This window comes from Sphingobacterium detergens, assembly GCF_003610355.1.
In the GTDB taxonomy this organism is placed as follows: domain Bacteria; phylum Bacteroidota; class Bacteroidia; order Sphingobacteriales; family Sphingobacteriaceae; genus Sphingobacterium; species Sphingobacterium detergens.
Genome location: NZ_RAPY01000001.1, coordinates 167,059 through 185,266, shown reverse-complemented (window position 1 = coordinate 185,266; position 18,208 = coordinate 167,059). Strand labels below are relative to the sequence as shown.

The window sequence follows — 18,208 nt, the reverse complement described above, 5'->3', positions numbered from 1 at the left end:
ATTTCAATATATTATTTTTTTTCCAATACTTGGCCCGACTCCAGCAGTTGTTTTTTTAACATGCCGTAATCCACGTGCTGCACAACCCCATCATTATCAAGCGCTAATACCGCAGCAACTCCTGCGCTCTGCCCCAATACCATAAATACGGGCTCCATACGGATAGAACCAAAGGCAATATGCGAACTGGAGAGGCAGACCGGAACGAGTAAATTGCTGCATTCATCGCTTCTTGGGATAATTGATCCATAGGAAATGGCGTAAGGTGCTGGCACATGGACACCAATATCGCCCTCATTCTGGACAAATCCTTCTTTGGTCACATAGCGTTGGGTATTGTGCGAATCCAAGGTATATGAGCCCATGCCAATCGGATCTTCTACTTTGCGCTTGCCCAAAATATTATGTTCGGTCGTCACATAGTGTCCTAGCATCCGCCTGGCTTCTCGTATATATAATTGCCAAGGCCAATTGTCATTATCTTCAAATTCATCTTTTGCCAGCCCCCATTCGGCCATCTTTGTCCTGATTGCTGTTGGGACGGAAGGATCATTGGCCATAAAATAATATAGGCCTTGTTGATACCGGCGATGGGCTTCGATAATGGACTTGCGTTCGGCATAGCTTGCTTCGGGATAATTATAATTCATCCCAATAAAATCTGTGCTGAACGGACCATGGTTATTGGCATCGGTCTTATGGTTGGGCACCAGATCAAATTTTTGAAAGGCTTCGTCCCAGCCCGCGCGAAATAAACGCTGTAACAAGACATAATGCTGCGGATCGTACGCAATAGGTTTGGCAAAGGGCTTCCGATTGCGAGCATCATTGGTCAGGCACATGCGGAAGCAATAGGCTTGCAGCTTCTGATCTGCTGCGCCATATTGCCCAGGATCTTGTGCTGAAACGCCGTATACCAGGCCGCTGCTCGGATCTCCCTCGCGCTTGTAGGGGCTGATCTGAGCGATAAAGTGGTGCCTGTGCTGAAAGACTCCGGTCTGAACACCATTCCACTGCTCCTCATAGGTGTGGTTGGCCTCCCGCCCGATCGTGTAACTGATTTTGGCCAGCGCCATCAGATCACCTTCATAAGTGGCATCAATAAATATCTTCGCTTCATAGATCTTTCCGTCTACCGTTTTAATGGTCTTGATGGTTGTGCCTTCTTTAACGATAGCACTTTCCTGCCGATCTAAATATGCTCCACGAACAACATCAATCTGATGATCCCGCACCCAAGAATCAAAAATGTCCTCGGCTACATGGGGTTCAAAAATCCACATCGTTCGATGCGCACTATCCATCGCGACGGTGCCCTGCCCACGATTGCCAAAGGAGGCCCGGGATTGCCAATTCCAGCTCGACTCCCTGGAGTAATGGTTATATACATCCTGGTAGAATTTTTTGGCCAGACCACCAATAACTGCTTTATTGCCAGAATCGGTATAACCAAGTCCGCCTGAACTCAGACCTCCCAAATGCTGATCTGGTGATAAGAGAAGCACAGATTTGCCGGCCTGTTTTACTTGCAATGCAGCGGTGATGGCTGCCGGTGTACCGCCGTAAACGACCACGTCTACCTTCGTGGTCGAATGCTGGGCCTCAACCTGCAGAAAAGCCAAGACAAACATTAATTTTAACCCTATTTTTATCTTTTGCATATGTACTTAATTTTGGTCTGAAACGGGAACCCACAAGATGGCATTTGCAGCCAATATGCCTTTTGCGTCCGAGGTAATCTCAACATAGGGCTTACTTCTTCCCTTTTCAAAAGCATATTCGCCGAGCGCTACCCAAGTACTTGTGGTCTGTCCGAGAATATTGACTTCCTTAAAATTTATTGTTTTTTCGATCCTTGTCTTCCCTGTATGGATAATGAATGTCCCGCTCTCGGTGCTTTCGGCAGTTCTAGGAAAATAGCTGTACAGCATATATTTTCCACCGGCAAAATCTTTACCGGGAGTAAAACGGGCCATGGCCCCGGGGCTGCTGTCGGCTTCCTGGTAACTCATGCCATAACCTTTTTTTGCGGATTTACGCCAAGTTCCTTTCAACATAACCTGATCTTTATCGTCTACATGAATGATATAATCGGCCCTACGGCCATCAGCCTTTGGGTTGTCACGCAATATTTTTTGCACGCGTCTTATATCAACATCCTGAACGGCAGTTTTGTTGTCAATTGCCTCGCAGGCTGCTACAGCAGCGGACTGCCCCAGCACCATAAATACAGGCTCCATGCGAATGGAACCAAAGGCGATATGACTTGCCGACAAGCACACCGGGACCAAAAGATTATTGATCTCTTCTTTTTTGGGGACGATCGCTCTGTAGGAAATCGGGAAGGGAGAAAATCCGCCAACCTCAACGTTACCTTCATTTTTGACCATACCATTGACGATCACTCGGTCACAATTGTGCGAATCCATGGTGTATGCGGCATAGCCTACCCCATCGGACACGACTTTTCGGCCCTGACAGTGGTCTTGGGTCATGACGACATCACCAATCATCCTTCTGGCTTCGCGGATATATAATTGCGGTGACCAATGTCCATTGTCAAGATATTCGTCTTTGGGATAACCCCATTTTTTGAATTCGCTTCGGATCGGCTCCGGCACCGAACGATCGTTTGCGACAAAATATAAAAGACCTTTGGTGTAATCTTCATGGGCCTGAATAATCTCTTTCCGTTCGAAAAAATCGGCTTCAGGGTAATGCCAGTTCATGCCAATCATATCTGTTGAAAATCCATTTCTATTATTGATATCAGTCTTTCCATTGGGCATAAGACTCCAGATAAATACGTCTTGGATACTCTTCCAGGGCTGTATCTCCTTTTGCCGCTTTAAGAGTTCATAGTTGGTTGCGTCGTAATTGTGGGGTTTGGTGATTGCTATTCTGTTTTCAGGGACATTGGTCAATGTGATCCGATAATTATAGGCTTGAACCTTGGCGTCTCCCGTTCCATTTTCTTTTAAAGGCCCCGTACTGATCCCCCATAAAACACCGCTCCCGGGATCACCTTTTATCCTATAAGGATCTACACCGTCCGGAAACTGATGACCATCAAGCAATTGCACACCGTTAATCGTTTCACCATAGGTACTATTCGACTCCCGCCCCACATGGTAGGACACGCCAGCTTTGGCCATAAGATCGCCCTCATAGCTACAGTCCATAAAGACGTTAGCCGTAACCGTTATATTTTTGCCTTCCCTGCTTTCACTCGGAAGCAGAGTTATGCTTTTGATGGAACGATGCGCAGTCTCTACGCCTATCAAACGAAGCCCCATCAGTGTTTGTATGCCAGCATGTGCTAGATAGTCCTTAAAAATAGATTCGGCAACCTTCGGTTCAAAAATCCATTGTTCAAAACTGCCATAGTGCTTGCCCATTTTGCGGTAAAAATCAAGGGCGAGCCCTGTGACGACATATTTATTCCCGATATCCGTCTGCCCCAATCCACCAGAACTGAGCCCACCTACCCGTGTGCCCGGATCAATCAGTAACACTGATTTTCCTGCCTGTGAAGCGGTGTAGGCAGCTATTACTCCGGCTGAAGTGGCACCATAGATACATAGATCTACCTTTCTGTCGGTCTGCCCTTTGACTAAATGCCAAAACATGGTCAAAAGGCCAATGGTCATTAAAAGTGTTTTTCTCATCATCATTGGAATTTAATAGCCTGGATTTTGTTCCAGGTTTTTATTGGTTACAATTTCAATATTCGGGATCGGCCAAAGGTAATTCTTGTTGGGATCGAACTTGCGTAACTCGATAACCCGCATGTCTTTCTGATTAGCAACATTTTTATAATTCACGTAACTATCTTCATCGATCGTCGGCGCATTGGCCAGCAAGCCTTTTGGAATGCGGCCATAGAATGTTGAATTCATGAATTTATCGGCCAGTTTCCAACGCCTCAAATCGACCAGACGAAAGCCCTCATTGGTCAATTCATAAAGTCTTTCTTTGCGTACGATCTCGCGCAGCTCAATTTGCGTTTTACCGCTGGATATTACTGGCATGTCAACGCTAGGACGCTGCCGAATACTGTTGATCGCATCATACACCGTTTGGTCGATCTTATTGCTTTCAATCATCGCCTCTGCATAAATCAACAAAACTTCAGCATATCGGCTCTGAATAATATTTAACTCCGATTCCATGGTAAAGTCCTTGTCTTTGATATCGACATATTTTTTCCAGCAATAACCAGAAAAGGTCGCATAGGCATTGATCGCGTCCTGATTTTGGATGCGTACTGCCGTAGAAGTATTGTAGGTGTAGTTCCAGCAGGTTATGCTATCCTTATGGGTCTCAAACTGAAAACCAAAAAACGTGCTGCCGGGAAGTGCAATGGTATAGCCCAGACGCGGATCCCGATTGGCAAATGGTTTTTTAGGATCAAATCTGGAAGATTTATCAATGGCAAATCCGTCGGTACAGAGATAACTATCAACAACGGATTGTGACGGAATTTTGTTGGAAGTTCCCTGTGCGTTGCGTGACAGAAATCCGCGCGTAGCACTGTGGGTCTTTGTTTTTTGTAATCGTAGATATTGAAAAGCAAAAATAATCTCCTTGGATGCCTCTCCATCATAGGTAAACAATTGGCCGAAGTCGGGGTGTAAGGCGTATACTTTCAGGTCCATGACTTCTTTGGCAGAACGCGCTGCTTCTTCCCACAGCCCATTATTGAGTGCTGCCCGAGCCCGTATGGCCAAAGCCGCTCCTTTGGTAGCGCGTCCTACATCAGCCGAGCCATAGCTCACCGGCAAGATAGCTGACGCTTCAGCAAGTTCTTTGAGGATGAATGCTGCAATTTCGGCCTTTGCTGTTTTGGGGACATTGGCCTCCACCAGGCTCAGGCCGCTCGTCACTAAAGGCACTCCACCGAAATAATCAATCAAATATTGGTAGACATAGGCCCGGATAAACTGTGTCTCTGCTTTATAACGCTTTTGAAGATTGGCATCCATCTTTCCATCCAACTTCTGGATATTGTCGAGTATAAAATTACATTTGCCAATGACCTTATAGGAATTGGTCCAGATATTCCGGATGTAACCATTGTTGCTGTCGTGATCACCTCTTCCCACAGCCTGTAAATCAGAGGTATTACGATCCCACCCAATATCGGTGGCATCATCAAGTGTGAGGTTGATAGGCATGTCGTCCGTGGGATGAAATGCCAGGGCACTGTACAAACCATTGACAACCAATGTCAGCTCATCCTGATTTTTGAAATAATTTTCGTCCGAAGGACCATCCAAGGGAGATCTGTCCAGGTATTTTTCGCATGCCCCCACCAAAAGGAGAACTGCAATCGATAGCGTATATAATACGAATTTATTTAGAGTTTTCATACATGCCAAGTTTATAATGTAATATCCAATCCAAAAGAATACACCTTTACCTGTGGGTAAAAGTTACCATAGCCTACAGGTGCTTCGACGTCATAACCGTCCCAAAACTTGTCTACGCTGAATAGGTTTGAGCCATTGACAAATACCCGGAACCTATTCAGTCCGATAGACTTTAGCAGGTCCGCCTGGAATGAATAGCCGAGCTGCAAATTCTTCAGCCGAAGGTAGGCGGCATTTTTCATCCAAAACTGGGAGGACTGCTGGTTGTTATTCTGTCCGAAAGCCAGGCGCGGATATTTAGCAGCAGTATGGTCAGGCGTCCATCGGTCTTTATTGTCCTCACGGATCGTCCCGCCAATTGCCCCCGTCGTTGTAAAAGGCTGTATACCTGCACCATAGAGGTAGCCATCGGCTTTTCCCACACCCTGCAACAGAAAACTGAGGTCGAATCCTTTGAAACTGAAGTTGGAATTGAGCGAATAGGTATATCGTGGAATCGTACTCCCGATAATGACCTTATCGGATTCATTAACTACGCCATCGCCATTTTGATCGCGATATTTGAGGTCTCCCGGAGCCAAGGTACCAAACTGTGTGGCATGTGCTTTCACTTCGTCGGTCGTCTGGAAAAAGCCTTCCGAAACATAGCCAAAGATCGAGTTAATGGGATAACCTTCCCGATTGACCGTTAGACCAGTCTGATTGATTCCCCGCATATCCAATACTTTGTTTCTGACATCAGAGAGGTTAAACGTAAAATTATATTTAAAGGCTTTGCCCGGATCACTCCGATAGCCCATGGAAAGTTCCCAACCTTTATTTTCGACCACGCCCGCATTTTGATAGGGCTTATTCAAACCAATGATGAGCGGGATGTCCAGCTGTAATAATATATCGCTGGTTTTTCTGTTGTATAGATCTGCGGTAATAGTCCATCGCTTAAATAGGGTAAGATCAATCCCGATATTTTTCTCCTCAGTAGACTCCCATGTAATATCAGGATTGGACATATCATTTAGCGCTGCCGTATTGACGATGCCATTGCCCAATGTATACGAACCTAGGTTTAAAGATGCCACGGCCGGATAGGTCCCGATATTCTGATTTCCCAGTTTACCCCATGATGCCCTGATTTTTCCCTCTGTAAGCCAGCCCTTGGATGCGGTTAGGAACTGCTCCTCAGAAAAACGCCATCCTGCAGATGCCGACGGAAAAAAACCATAACGATTACCTTTGGCAAACCTGGACGAACCATCGTAGCGTGCATTGAGTTCCAAAAGATAACGATCTTTGAAAACGTAATTGATCCGGGAAAATAAAGATTGTAACGCCCACTCGGAAGCACTTCCCGTAGCTGACTGATTCAGTGCCGACCCAGCATTGAGTACTTCATAGTCAGGGAGAACGTAGGTGTCCCTAAAACCCTGAGCGTAATCAATCTTGTAGTCTTCCCGCGAACCACCAATCAATGCTTTAAACTGATGTGGACCAAAATCCCTGTTTAGCGTAAGGGTCGCTCGCATATTATTAAAAAGTTCTTGGCTATTGTACTGGGTAAGTGCTGTACGCATAGGGACCGAGAAGCTCGGTGTACCATCTGGAAAATAGGACTGTACTGCTTTTCGGAAATTCTTATTTACCTGCGTCGCATATTTCGGTGCATAATTGACCTCGGCAGTCAACCATTCTTTGGGTCTGTAGATCACTGATGCGTTGATACTACCAAATGGACTTTTGTTGGTCGCAACACCGCCATCTGCAGCCGCCGAGACGGGATTATTACCATTCCAACCTAGTCCCCAGGTACCATTAGAATTTCTAAAGGATTGATTGGCGGGAATACTGCTCATCCACTGAAAAAGCTCTTCAATGCTCGCTGCGGGTGAGGTGACGATCGGATTGACGTATTGAAAGTCAAATTTAACGGCGAGCTTATCTGAGAATTTAACATCCACGTTGTTGCGGATAGTATAGCGCTTAAACGAACTATTCAGTGTCAACCCCTTCTGGTCGAAATAACCGACCGAAGTCAGCATTTTTACTTTATTTGTGCCTGCATTGACTGTCAGAAAATGGCTTTGCTGAAATCCATTCCCCTGCAACGATTCCTTTTGCCAATTGGTATTGGGATACTCGTCCGAACTACCATTGCCCTGATTTCGATAGGCGGCAATGATATCCTCTGGATATAATGGACTCGCACCAACATTGGTATACGCTTCATTAGTCAGCAGCATATGATCCAGGGCATTGACGATTTTGGGCATATTGGTCGCCGACTGCCAACCGAAATAATTATTGTAGGCAATAGCGACTTTATCAGAACTTCCCCTTTTGGTCGTGACCAAGATGACACCATTGGCAGCTCTCGAACCGTAGATCGATGCGGAGGCGGCATCTTTTAATATGGAAATATTCTCTATTAAATTGGGGTCGATATTATTGATAGAGCCCTCGATCCCATCAATCAGCACTAAAGGTGCTGCGTTGCCAAGTGTACCGATACCGCGGATACGGATATCCGCACCGTCCGCTCCCGGCTTGCCAGAACGCTGTGTGACGGTTACTCCCGAGGCCATGCCCTGAAGGGCCGAAGAGGTTTGCCCTGCGGGCCTATTATTCAGATCTTCTCCCGATACGGCGGAAACAGCGCCCGTCAAATTGACCTTTTTCTGCACACCATAACCGACGACAACAACTTCCTCTATCATTCCGGCGTTTGGTTTCAGACGGATAAGCACAGTGTTTTTGCTGGTAGCGGTTGCCACAAAATGCTTAACAGAATCGGTATCGTAGCCGAGATGGTGGGCATAGATCATATAATTTTCACCAGCAACAAGCGGGGTTAAAACAAACAATCCGTTGTTATCGGCCACAAAGTGGAGTTTTTTACTGCTCTTCTCGTGGACAAGATCAATAGTTGCGCCGGGTAATGTATTACCTTCGTTGTCTACTATTTTACCATTTACTTTCAGGTTTGATTGCGCAAATCCTACAGAAAAGTATGGAAATAGCAATCCCACGAGCATTAATTTGATTAGAATATGCTTCATAATTGTTTACAGTTGGTTACTCTGGTTTATATATTGGTTTATTTTTCCGCGTTGGGTTGATTCTATCCTACTGTACGTCCTCCTTTCTTCCCGAATTACTGATGTTGACAATACCATTTTTCACTTGGAATGTACAACCGTTCAATTGGCAGAAGCTGGTCAAGAAATTGACTAGCGATTCTTTGCTATTTAAACTTCCTGTAAATGAACTGTTGAGTAAATCAGGATTATCGCATATAATCGAAACATCATAAAGGCTTTCGATTACTCTTAGGAGTTGAACATTTTTGGTTTGATTAAATTTGACAGACTGATTGGTCCATTCTACATTGGCGGTTAGATGTGGAATGAGTTTTCTTAACTCCTTATCCACACGGGCAGGCTGAGATTTTGTCAATTCGGGCTCCGAAAACTTAATCATCTGCTGAAGTTTTAAGTTAACCAATACTTCTTCTTTTGGTTGGAGGTATATTAAATTTCGGCTATCGGCCGTAACTGATCCGACAGAGATTTTGCCCTCCATTAGTTTTATTAGTACATGATCGGCATCCTTGGGGTCTACGCTGAATATTGTGCCTAAGGCAGTGGTCAAATATCCTCTGTAATTGACTTGAAAAGGTGCATTTTTGTTTTTGTGCACCTTGTAAATAACCCGACCTTGCACCTGCTCTACATCGCGGTGGCCTTGGTCGTTGTAATCGAATCCGATTTTAGCCTGTGGATAAAGGATAACAGTCGTACTATCAGGAAGCTGAGCATAGATCGTATAGGCATTTTTATTTTCATACCAAGTGACCTGGTCCTTTATTGAGGTAGAGAAATTTTTCAAAAAGAGAACCGACAGTACACAGAGTAGAACGGCGGCACAGGAAGCCCAGACCCACGGGCTTATGCTCCGGATTAGTGTAGGCTTGGGCGGATCTACGGCATAGATATGATCGAGCACTTTTCGATGAACAATGCTTAAATCTGGTAAGTGAATCTGTTGTAATACTTGTCCTTCATCCTGATCCAGCATCTCAGCGATCCATAATTCCAGAATTGCAGCATCCATCTCGGCCATTTCGTCAAAAAATGACTCATAATACTGCACCTCCAAGCGGTTGTGGATATACGCCAACAATTGATCTTTAAAGGATTGCTCTTTCAAAATTTTCTATAATTAGTTCAATACATTGCTGTATTTGTTACTCTATACGTTTGGCAAAGAGAATCACACTATTGCTTTTTTATTTTTTTTATAGCTTAAATAAAAAGGCCGCAAAAAGACTGATTATATACTCATCTCGGTAATTTTCCTGAATATATTTTTTGATATCCTTGAGTGCGTGCACCAATTGATTGCTCACTGTAGATACTGAGATACCCAGTAAATCGGCTATTTCTTTATAACTTTTTTCCTCAAATTTATTGAGCATCAGAATCTCCTTTCGTTTGGGGCTCAGGGAGTCGATTGCATTGTTCAGCATCTGCTGTTTATCTTTGAAAAACAGCTTTTCTTCGGTATGATAATACAGTTCTATGGCTGAAGCCCATATTTCCAATTGAAGTGCCTTGTCTCTTTGCACTTTTCGAAAAAAATCCATGGCCAAATTATCCGAAATATGATTGAGAAATGAGACAAATCCTTTATTAGGGTCAATCTTTTCACGTTGGAGCCATATTTTGGTAAATACTTCCTGTAAGATTTCTTCCGCAATAGTTTGATCTTTGACCAGTTTGATCAATCTAATATAGATCTTTGGAGAATAATGGAAATAGATTTCATTAAACGAATTGAGGTCTCCATTTTTAAGTTTTTCCAGTATAGCAGCTTCTTTAGGAGATTTCATTTGGCAAATTCATATAATTGGTACGAACGACGATGAATATAATGATAAATTTACTAAATCAAAATCATTGGTACCATAAATAAAATTTTATATTTCCTATTGATTGGCTTGCTCCCTTTTAAAACATTGTTTTCGACTGCAGAAAGATTCCTCATGTCCTACTTTGTGTCTTTAATTAAGAATTGATTTGTCATGTCACTTTGATTTAGATGTATATCGCAAAAGTATCATGATAGTAATGTCTATCTAGGGCAAACAAGGTGAATCCGACATGAGATTCCTTCTTCACATCATTGAGATCGCAAATTAGCGTTTACAGGAGGAGTAAAAATCGAGACGAATAAAGTACTAAACATTCTGGGAGTACAAAAGAATACGATTCATAAAGATTTAATGATTATTTTTAAATATTTAACTGACAATTTGAAAATCCATAACCTACATTTTGTGGGCATGTGGAACTTGAAACATTTCTATGTAGGTATTTATTCAGGAGAGATTGAGGGATATCTACAATATTTTGATGTACACAAGCGATCGAAAAATACGGTAATCACTATTTTTTTTCGCATGGCCAACATCGCTTATGCCTAGCCAAGTTCATCGATACTCCAGTTGAGGTTGTAGATTTTCGTTTTAACAAGAAAAAATTCATACGGAAGATGAACCAGCAAAAATATATGGAAGAACTATCTTCCTATGGTTTCGATCCATTTGTTTTGCCTTCGGAAATTGAACAAGATACCATCACATTAAGAATAAATAATAAATCTATTATTATAAAAAAAGCGTTTATTCCAGAGATATTAAAAAACTATAAATCGATTGAAAATTCATCAATTAAAAGATTTTTGTTTTCTAAACTGAATTTAAAAAGAGACGATAACATTGCTCATGTTACCAATTATGACAATATAAAAAATCTTAATTATCATTTAGTTCTTCATCTCGTAAAAAAGAGAAACCAGATTACTCCTTTCTAACACAAAGAAGTAATCTGGTTTCTCTTTTTCCATACGAACAGGATATTGTTTATTTAACGCACGATTTCCTTTCAGTTGAAATTCCAAACTACTGTTTAGGCTTTATCGGAGGGTAACCGGTGGAAACGAAAATTGGGAAATGCACTGAGCTTACACCACATGGACCCGTCCCAGTAATTGTTAAAGTCACGTAATCACCTTGAGCAGCCTGATCAATGACTTTATAGGTTCTAGGTACGGAAATAAGTAAAGAGTTTGCACTTGGAGAACTGCTTGTAAGTTTAGAAGTGCTTAGGCTCCAACTCAAATTCGTATATCTTGAATCAATTAAAGTCCAGCTGTAGGATCTATTCGATTGTCCAACTTTTATGATACCTGGACCATTTATGTCTACAAAGGAATCTTTAGTTTCACAAGCATCAAATTTTTTGATGGCAATCTCGCCACATCCTGGCAAAATAGCAGAGATAGTACCTTTTAAAGGGCTAGTATTTGATTTCTTGGCTGTCAAGCTTGGACCAATAGAATCACCAACAATAGCAATATTTCCGGTAGTCCTCCATATAAATGGATGATCTAACAAAAATGAATTTGATTTAACTTTATAAACTGAATTGGTCGTTATATCTGATGGCCCTTCGATGGAAAAATTTTGCCCAGATCTCGTAATCTTAACATAAGAAATATGATGATTGTTTCTATATGCTCCATCCGGTGGCATAAAGTTGACCCAAAGATAATTGAAACATTCCGTCGCTGTAAGAGTCACAGTTTTGGTTGTATAGGTGGTCGTAAAATCACTTGATGTATAAGGATATTTTTGAATCGGCAGCTTCCCCATATTAGCATATGGAATTCCTAACAAAGCGAGATTGATTGATCCATTACATTGTGCTGGGAAATTTTGCGTATTAGCTAGCCCCATTTGCCAAGATGGATTTTTATCTTGACTAGCATGTGTTTTGCCCGCAGTACCATACGCCACATTCCCAATCATAATTTCAATCACATAGGTGCTCCCTTGAGCGAATTTGTACGGAATAGCAACACCAGCACCAGTTAAAGGTGCTGTTTCCGAACTCGAACTATTGACAGTAATATCACTTAGCGAACTTGCTGTATAGGGATAACTAGGACAGGTAATAGGGGTATTTAGTGCATTGACACTTGTACCTTGAACATTTACATTTGATTTAATTTTGGCGCCTGTCTTCTGCCCTATTAAATCAAATGCTTCTTCCAATGTTATCGTCTCTTTACTAATGGAGGCTAGATCATCAGCATTTTTTTGAATATCCTTTTTTACGCAGGAATAAAAAAATAATGCAGTTAATAGAATACTTCCAAGAAGTTTAATTTTGTTTTTAATTTTCATAATTTTATAATAAGTTTCTCTAATTTAGCAATAAATAGTAGTAAAATAGCTAGATATTTTCAATTAAATCCTACAATTTGCTCTTTCAAATATGTTTAAACAATAATTTTATAATAAATAAGTTAATTTAATATTATAGATTAATTCTTACCCTACAACAATATTTCATGGAACTACTGAGGGAAAGCTAACTAATCAATCAGCAAAAGATCAGATAGCAAGTATTCCGGCACTTCGCAGTTTAGTTTTTAGATCTCTTAATTCAGCCAATATAGCTTGAACTTCCGACGGCATATAAGTGTTACTGGGATCTGCTGCTGTGTCCGGCGAAGCGGCAGATTGTTTGCCATCTACCCAAGTAGAGCCATTCCACCATACTGGTCGATTCAATGTGATATCAAAATACTCTTGCCCCACAAGCGATGTAGTAGGCCGCTGTAATGTAGTTCCTTTAGGACTATAAGAGTCCGTTTGGTTGAATACATTGTAAACCCTCGTATTAGGCTGGCTACCCAGAAGTTCTACACTAAAAGGAGTAGCATTGCCCACAATTTCCGAAATGGTATTACCGCTGCTGCCTGAGCCCAAACTTACAACTGGATATGAACCTATCCCCCTAGAAAACACGTTACATATTTTACTATTGATAATCCGATTGGTTCTGACAACTGGATTATCTAAAGCGGTTTGTGTTAGATTAAAAACATCTGATATAAATATTCCGGTCTTCGCAGTATTACCTTCAAGTGTATTAACAAACATGCCCGACTCAGAGTCTAGTTTGATGTCTGTTATATGTAAAAAGCTACCTTCGAAAATAATAGCTGCTCTTAATGGTGCAGGCAGATGAGCAGCGTATTTATAAGTTACGTTTTGGACCTTTAATCTATCCCGATTAAAATTGACGAGCTCTTTTCTGTCATTTATACTTAAATCTGAGCCAACAACAGCAGCATCAAAGTAGCTCGCCGAAATACCTTGAATATCAATCGTAATATTTGTTGCCACCGGTGTCCTAGTAATCGATGCACTACTGGTAAAAATTGGGACACTGTCTCTATGTGATGAATTATCGCCCAAATCCAATATATGGTTAAATTTCCTCCAAGCCACATTTGCGGAATTGCCCAGCGGATTGGTAGAACCCAAAAAATTGGGATTATCAATTGTGATATGCAAACCATCGATATTAAACATTCCGCCATCAACTCTGACATCACAATTTTTGGTTCGGAAGTTCTTTATAAATACTTCATTTTCTTGCCAACCAAAGGCTGCGTTAAGTGCTTGTACGGAATTTCGGGCTGGATCCGCTTCCATATAAATATTTTCCAACACTATATTCCTAGCGATCTTGGCATAACCATTGTTTGACAAAATTCCTCTTCTAAATAGATTTTTAACAACGATATCTTTTATTAAGATATTGCGGATTTCGCTATCCGCTGACTGGAAAGAAGGATTAATCTCATAAAAAACTTCACATCCATCCACGATGACATCTTCCAATACGATATCTCCACCATCATCACTCTGAAAAGCTATTTGTAAGCTGGAACCATTTCCATAATACCGGACTCCTTTCACGCTGGTACCTTTGTTAATTTTAATAAGGGAAATCATTTGGTACTGGAGACCGTCAGCTTCAACGGATATATTATTCACTTTCACATTCCCCATATAACTTATCTTAATAGCCCTTTTTCCGACATTCTTAAAATAGCAATTATCTATATTTACATCGCAGTTTTGAGCTTTACCTCCCCCATAAAACCTGATTCCATCGGCATCGTTGTAAGAAGTGTATGCACTTTGGGATAACCCATCATCTAACTTGGTCATGATGTCGGAAAATCTACAATTTGAAATATTTCCTGTTACAAAATCAGTTTGCACTTTAGCATTGGGATGAGCCGCATCAACTCTAGGATCGCTAATGTAGATACCGCCACAAAATCCTTTTAAACTTCCTGCTTGAGTGCCTGTATTATCATTTTTAATATTGGAGAATAGGCACTGATCAATAAGAAAGTTACTAACCCCATAAGGACTAATCATTACTCCATATTGCTGATCATTACTCGTACCCGCTTTTATACCCAAAGCATTTTTGAAAATACAGTCAGTGATACTTGGATTTTTAATGTTGTCTGTTAAATGAATAAAGCAATCTTTCAATTGTTTATCCATCGCGTCAAATGTTGCGCCATGGACACTAAAGTTGTCAGCTTCTACGCTTATAAATTTAGAATCAAAATCTCCAATAAATTCAAATACCAGATCATCTCCAATAATTTTTGTCCCTAATTTTAATACGTTGAGTGTGGAAGAAACCTTATATCGGCCACTGAATTTAAAAGTTGTATTTTCCGCTTGCGTCATTAAAAGGCTTTTAATTTTATTTGTGTAATCGTCGGTCTTGTTTCCTATAATTCCAAAATAAGAAACATGAATAAATTTTTTGAAATCATGAAATAACTTAATACCTCCCGTTTCAATTACACTCCCTTCATCTTTTGGTCCTGGATCAGGGTCTGTTAATGGATTAAAATAGTAATAAATAATCGGTGCTGGGGTATCCCCTTTTTGATAATAGCCCAATAACTGGACGCCATCATAACTTCCGTTCTGTAATGCTGTAATTTCGGCAGCAGATAAACCCTGCATAGCCGTCATCGTCTCCTTAATTAAAAATTGATTTGCCATATTCTTTTGTTTTTATGTGTATAGCAAAAGTATGTCTGCTAAGGAGGCTATCCGAGGAAAACAAGCTGTATGTAAGCGGTATCGGGGAGATACCGAAAAGTCAGATATTTGATCGTCTATAATGTAGCTCTAATAAAAAAAGTGCAACGCCATGAAATAATCCATGCGTTGCACCAAATTGAACACCACTACCTACAAAATTGTTAATTCATGGGCAAATTATTAAGATCTATATTGGGAGCAGTACCATTAGCAGGTCTTGTAAAAACAGTATTTTCTGCCACGAAATCATTAAAAAATCCACCGTTTTGCAAAAAGAACTTACCGATCTCAACTCCACCTCTATAATCGCCACGCTGATTATTATCACCTGCACCGTCCACGCTAAATTTACAAGAAGTTGATTCGATCCATGTACCCGTTGTTGACCTAACCCAAAAATTTGAATAATATCCCTTTCGGCCCAAGTAGCCCATCGTATTATTGAAATTTTCAAGAAAAGAGTACGCACCTTTTATGTAGGTCGAAATAGCCGGCCTCTTAAAGGTGGCAATATATTTCCATGTTCCTAACTCTGGAGCATAAAACCAGGATGAATACAGTGTATTTCCTAACCCGTCCGGTCTTATTCTTGTCAGGAACTTATATGTCGTCCCGGTTGACCAGTCGTATGTCCAATTACTTTTTCCGCCTGTCCCCTCTCCACCGAAACCACTGACCACCACATCTGTACCACTACTCACTGCAGTAGTTTTACCGTCAGCCTCATTGCTTGGATCCCATACAGAAAATATAATTTTTCGTTGTGTAGCTGAATTGACCTGAAAGCCAAAATACCCTTGTCCAAATCCATTTGCCATGTAATAACTACCCACAGGATCCTGTCCAGCGGGAACAGTCACTTCATTATACATCCATTCATAGGAATTTCCAGTAGGAAGACTTGGTGTTAAATGTACCGAAGGGCCACGACGTGAAAAATAATAGCTTGCAGGTATGTTCGCATAGGTAAGACCGGAGGAAGCTGCCGTACCACCGATAAGAATATCGGTCATATTACCGATATAAGTCGAAGTTTTGCTTATTCCCTGCAGATCTACTTTTACATAACCAGGTGCTGCTATCTGCACTGCACCTGCATAATAGTCTTTTGCGGGTGCTCCACCGGTCATGGTCACATCGAAGCTCTGTCCATTGACGGTCAAACGGACCACGCTCGTGCCCGTGGTAACGTAGCCTCTTATCCCCAAATGTAAGGTACCCGATTGTGTTACCTTAAAATAGGTACTTACCAGAGCCGAAAGACTAGTCCAATTACGCAACCCGTAATTTGAATTATCAAAAATCTCTGCTCCACTGGATCCATTGGTCACAAATGCATTCCCGCCCATCGGAATCGCAAGCGTCAGATCATTGCTATCTCCCTGGATCAGACTCGAACCCTTTTTGCTAACTATTTCGGACGGAGTATGCTCGACGGCATGATCTCTTTCACATGAGAGAAGCAAAAAACCTGCAAAACTCAAAACCGTGAAAAATAGATATAGATATTTTATCTTTACCATTTCAGTTGTTGTCATGATAACAGTTTCTTATTGTTTAACCAACCTGAATTTCTGCGCGTTGCCTGTATGCGCTGAATAGATTTGTATCTGCGTATCGTTGGCGGTACTTGATCCATTTACATCAAGGTTTTTGCCTACGGCAGATGCTGGCTCAAGGTTATAATTGCCGCTTCCAACATAAGTAATCTTCCACCGTTGTGCCGAAGTATTAGCAAATGTGGCCACCTGAACAGGCGTGCTGTTTGCAGATCCACCGCCCCTTACTTCCAATACTTTAGTCGTATCAGCCACATTCTTCAAGGCATAATATCCACTTCCAACACTTCTCAATTTCCAGACCTGATTGGACGTTGTTGGATAATTATAAGTCCATAATGTCACATCTTCACCATTAACCGGAGGATTACCGTTAGCATCAACCAGCTTGCTCGGCTCTTTCGTTAATGCAGATACGATTTTGTAATTGGCACCATCTGTCAAAATACCTTGGGGCGAGTAAAATGTAATCAATAATATATCAAGATGTGAATACCCTGCCAGTTTGCTTGCGAGGTTTGCTTCTCCGTAATAACGTGATAATGCCCATGCATACATCTTCACACGTTCTGTGCCAACGGTTTTGGTCGGAAAGTAAGATTTCATCGCATTATCGACAGATGCATCGTAACTAATTCCATCCACTCCATAGGTAGTCAACTTGCTGTACATAGCGTCCATGACAACCTGTTGCTGCGCAGCTGTCTTGCCGCTCAAATCTGACCAATTACAATAATAGCTTACCTTCCAACCAAGCTGCTTAAAGCCTGTCAGATGCTCTGGATACATACTTTCTATCAACACTCTATTTTTAATAGAATAAAGGCTATCCATTTTCTTCAAGGTCTTTAAAAATAATTGTTCATTTGTGGCGCTATTCAAGTCTTTACAATCCAACCAAAGCGAAGTATAGCCCGGAAGCTTCTGATTTAGGTTGGCAAAATACTCTTCCAATGTCTGTCCTGTTGCTGTTCCGGCTTCATGACCGATCAGGCAGGTTGGTTGGCCGCCTTTATTGGCAACATAGATATCCACCTCAAGGCTATTAATCCCTTCGTTGATAATCTCATCAACCTTAATCAGATCATTGGCCCGATGCGCACTTACAAAGGTCGGACCAGCCAATGTCGTATTGACTTTGCCCATTTTTTTTGGCGCGTTTTCCTGAATTTGGGTAATATCTTTCTGACAGCCCACAAATAGATAAGTCATACAGGCAAACATACAGACTGCTTTGCCAAACATTAATGTTGTTTTTCTCATAATTTTTATATTTTAATATTAAG

11 protein-coding genes are annotated in these 18,208 nt (G+C 41.5%); 1 reads left to right on the top strand and 10 read right to left on the bottom strand.

All coding sequences use genetic code 11. The features are described 5' to 3' along the window. Window positions 1-11 precede the first annotated feature (11 nt). The 6 genes from DFQ12_RS00800 to DFQ12_RS00775 all read right to left on the bottom strand — a co-directional run bounded on the left by DFQ12_RS00800 (window position 12) and on the right by DFQ12_RS00775 (window position 10,257). Entirely contained in the window at window positions 12-1,661 is a 1,650-nt protein-coding gene (locus DFQ12_RS00800; RefSeq protein ID WP_120257134.1) for an FAD-dependent oxidoreductase, read from the bottom strand. A gap of 6 nt (window positions 1,662-1,667) precedes the next feature. Next, complete coding sequence (locus tag DFQ12_RS00795) at window positions 1,668-3,674, bottom strand: FAD-dependent oxidoreductase (RefSeq protein WP_244211648.1); 2,007 nt, start codon at window positions 3,672-3,674, stop codon at window positions 1,668-1,670. 6 nt (window positions 3,675-3,680) lie between these two features. Continuing rightward, entirely contained in the window at window positions 3,681-5,372 is a 1,692-nt protein-coding gene (locus tag DFQ12_RS00790) for a RagB/SusD family nutrient uptake outer membrane protein (protein ID WP_120257132.1), read from the bottom strand. A gap of 11 nt (window positions 5,373-5,383) precedes the next feature. Then, on the bottom strand, window positions 5,384-8,425 hold the full coding sequence (locus tag DFQ12_RS00785) for a SusC/RagA family TonB-linked outer membrane protein (protein WP_120257131.1): 3,042 nt from the start codon (window positions 8,423-8,425) through the stop codon (window positions 5,384-5,386). Window positions 8,426-8,492: 67 nt separating this feature from the next. After that, entirely contained in the window at window positions 8,493-9,575 is a 1,083-nt protein-coding gene (locus DFQ12_RS00780; protein ID WP_120257130.1) for a FecR family protein, read from the bottom strand. 88 nt (window positions 9,576-9,663) lie between these two features. Beyond that, complete coding sequence (locus DFQ12_RS00775; protein ID WP_120257129.1) at window positions 9,664-10,257, bottom strand: RNA polymerase sigma factor; 594 nt, start codon at window positions 10,255-10,257, stop codon at window positions 9,664-9,666. Window positions 10,258-10,919: 662 nt separating this feature from the next. On the opposite strand from DFQ12_RS00775, the gene DFQ12_RS00770 reads away from it, so the two are divergent. Continuing rightward, complete coding sequence (locus DFQ12_RS00770) at window positions 10,920-11,240, top strand: hypothetical protein (RefSeq protein ID WP_120257128.1); 321 nt, start codon at window positions 10,920-10,922, stop codon at window positions 11,238-11,240. Between the two features lie 88 nt (window positions 11,241-11,328). Here the strand turns inward: DFQ12_RS00770 and DFQ12_RS00765 are convergent, their stop codons facing one another. From DFQ12_RS00765 to DFQ12_RS00750, 4 genes are all read right to left on the bottom strand, one after another. Next, window positions 11,329-12,615: a hypothetical protein gene (locus DFQ12_RS00765; protein WP_120257127.1), complete on the bottom strand. Its 1,287-nt coding sequence runs from the start codon at window positions 12,613-12,615 to the stop codon at window positions 11,329-11,331. A gap of 210 nt (window positions 12,616-12,825) precedes the next feature. Beyond that, on the bottom strand, window positions 12,826-15,321 hold the full coding sequence (locus DFQ12_RS00760) for a hypothetical protein (protein ID WP_120257126.1): 2,496 nt from the start codon (window positions 15,319-15,321) through the stop codon (window positions 12,826-12,828). Between the two features lie 203 nt (window positions 15,322-15,524). Then, on the bottom strand, window positions 15,525-16,901 hold the full coding sequence (locus tag DFQ12_RS00755; RefSeq protein ID WP_120257125.1) for a DUF3472 domain-containing protein: 1,377 nt from the start codon (window positions 16,899-16,901) through the stop codon (window positions 15,525-15,527). A gap of 12 nt (window positions 16,902-16,913) precedes the next feature. Continuing rightward, window positions 16,914-18,185 (bottom strand): RICIN domain-containing protein, encoded by a 1,272-nt coding sequence (locus tag DFQ12_RS00750; RefSeq protein WP_120257124.1) that lies wholly within the window; start codon window positions 18,183-18,185, stop codon window positions 16,914-16,916. Window positions 18,186-18,208 lie beyond the last annotated feature (23 nt).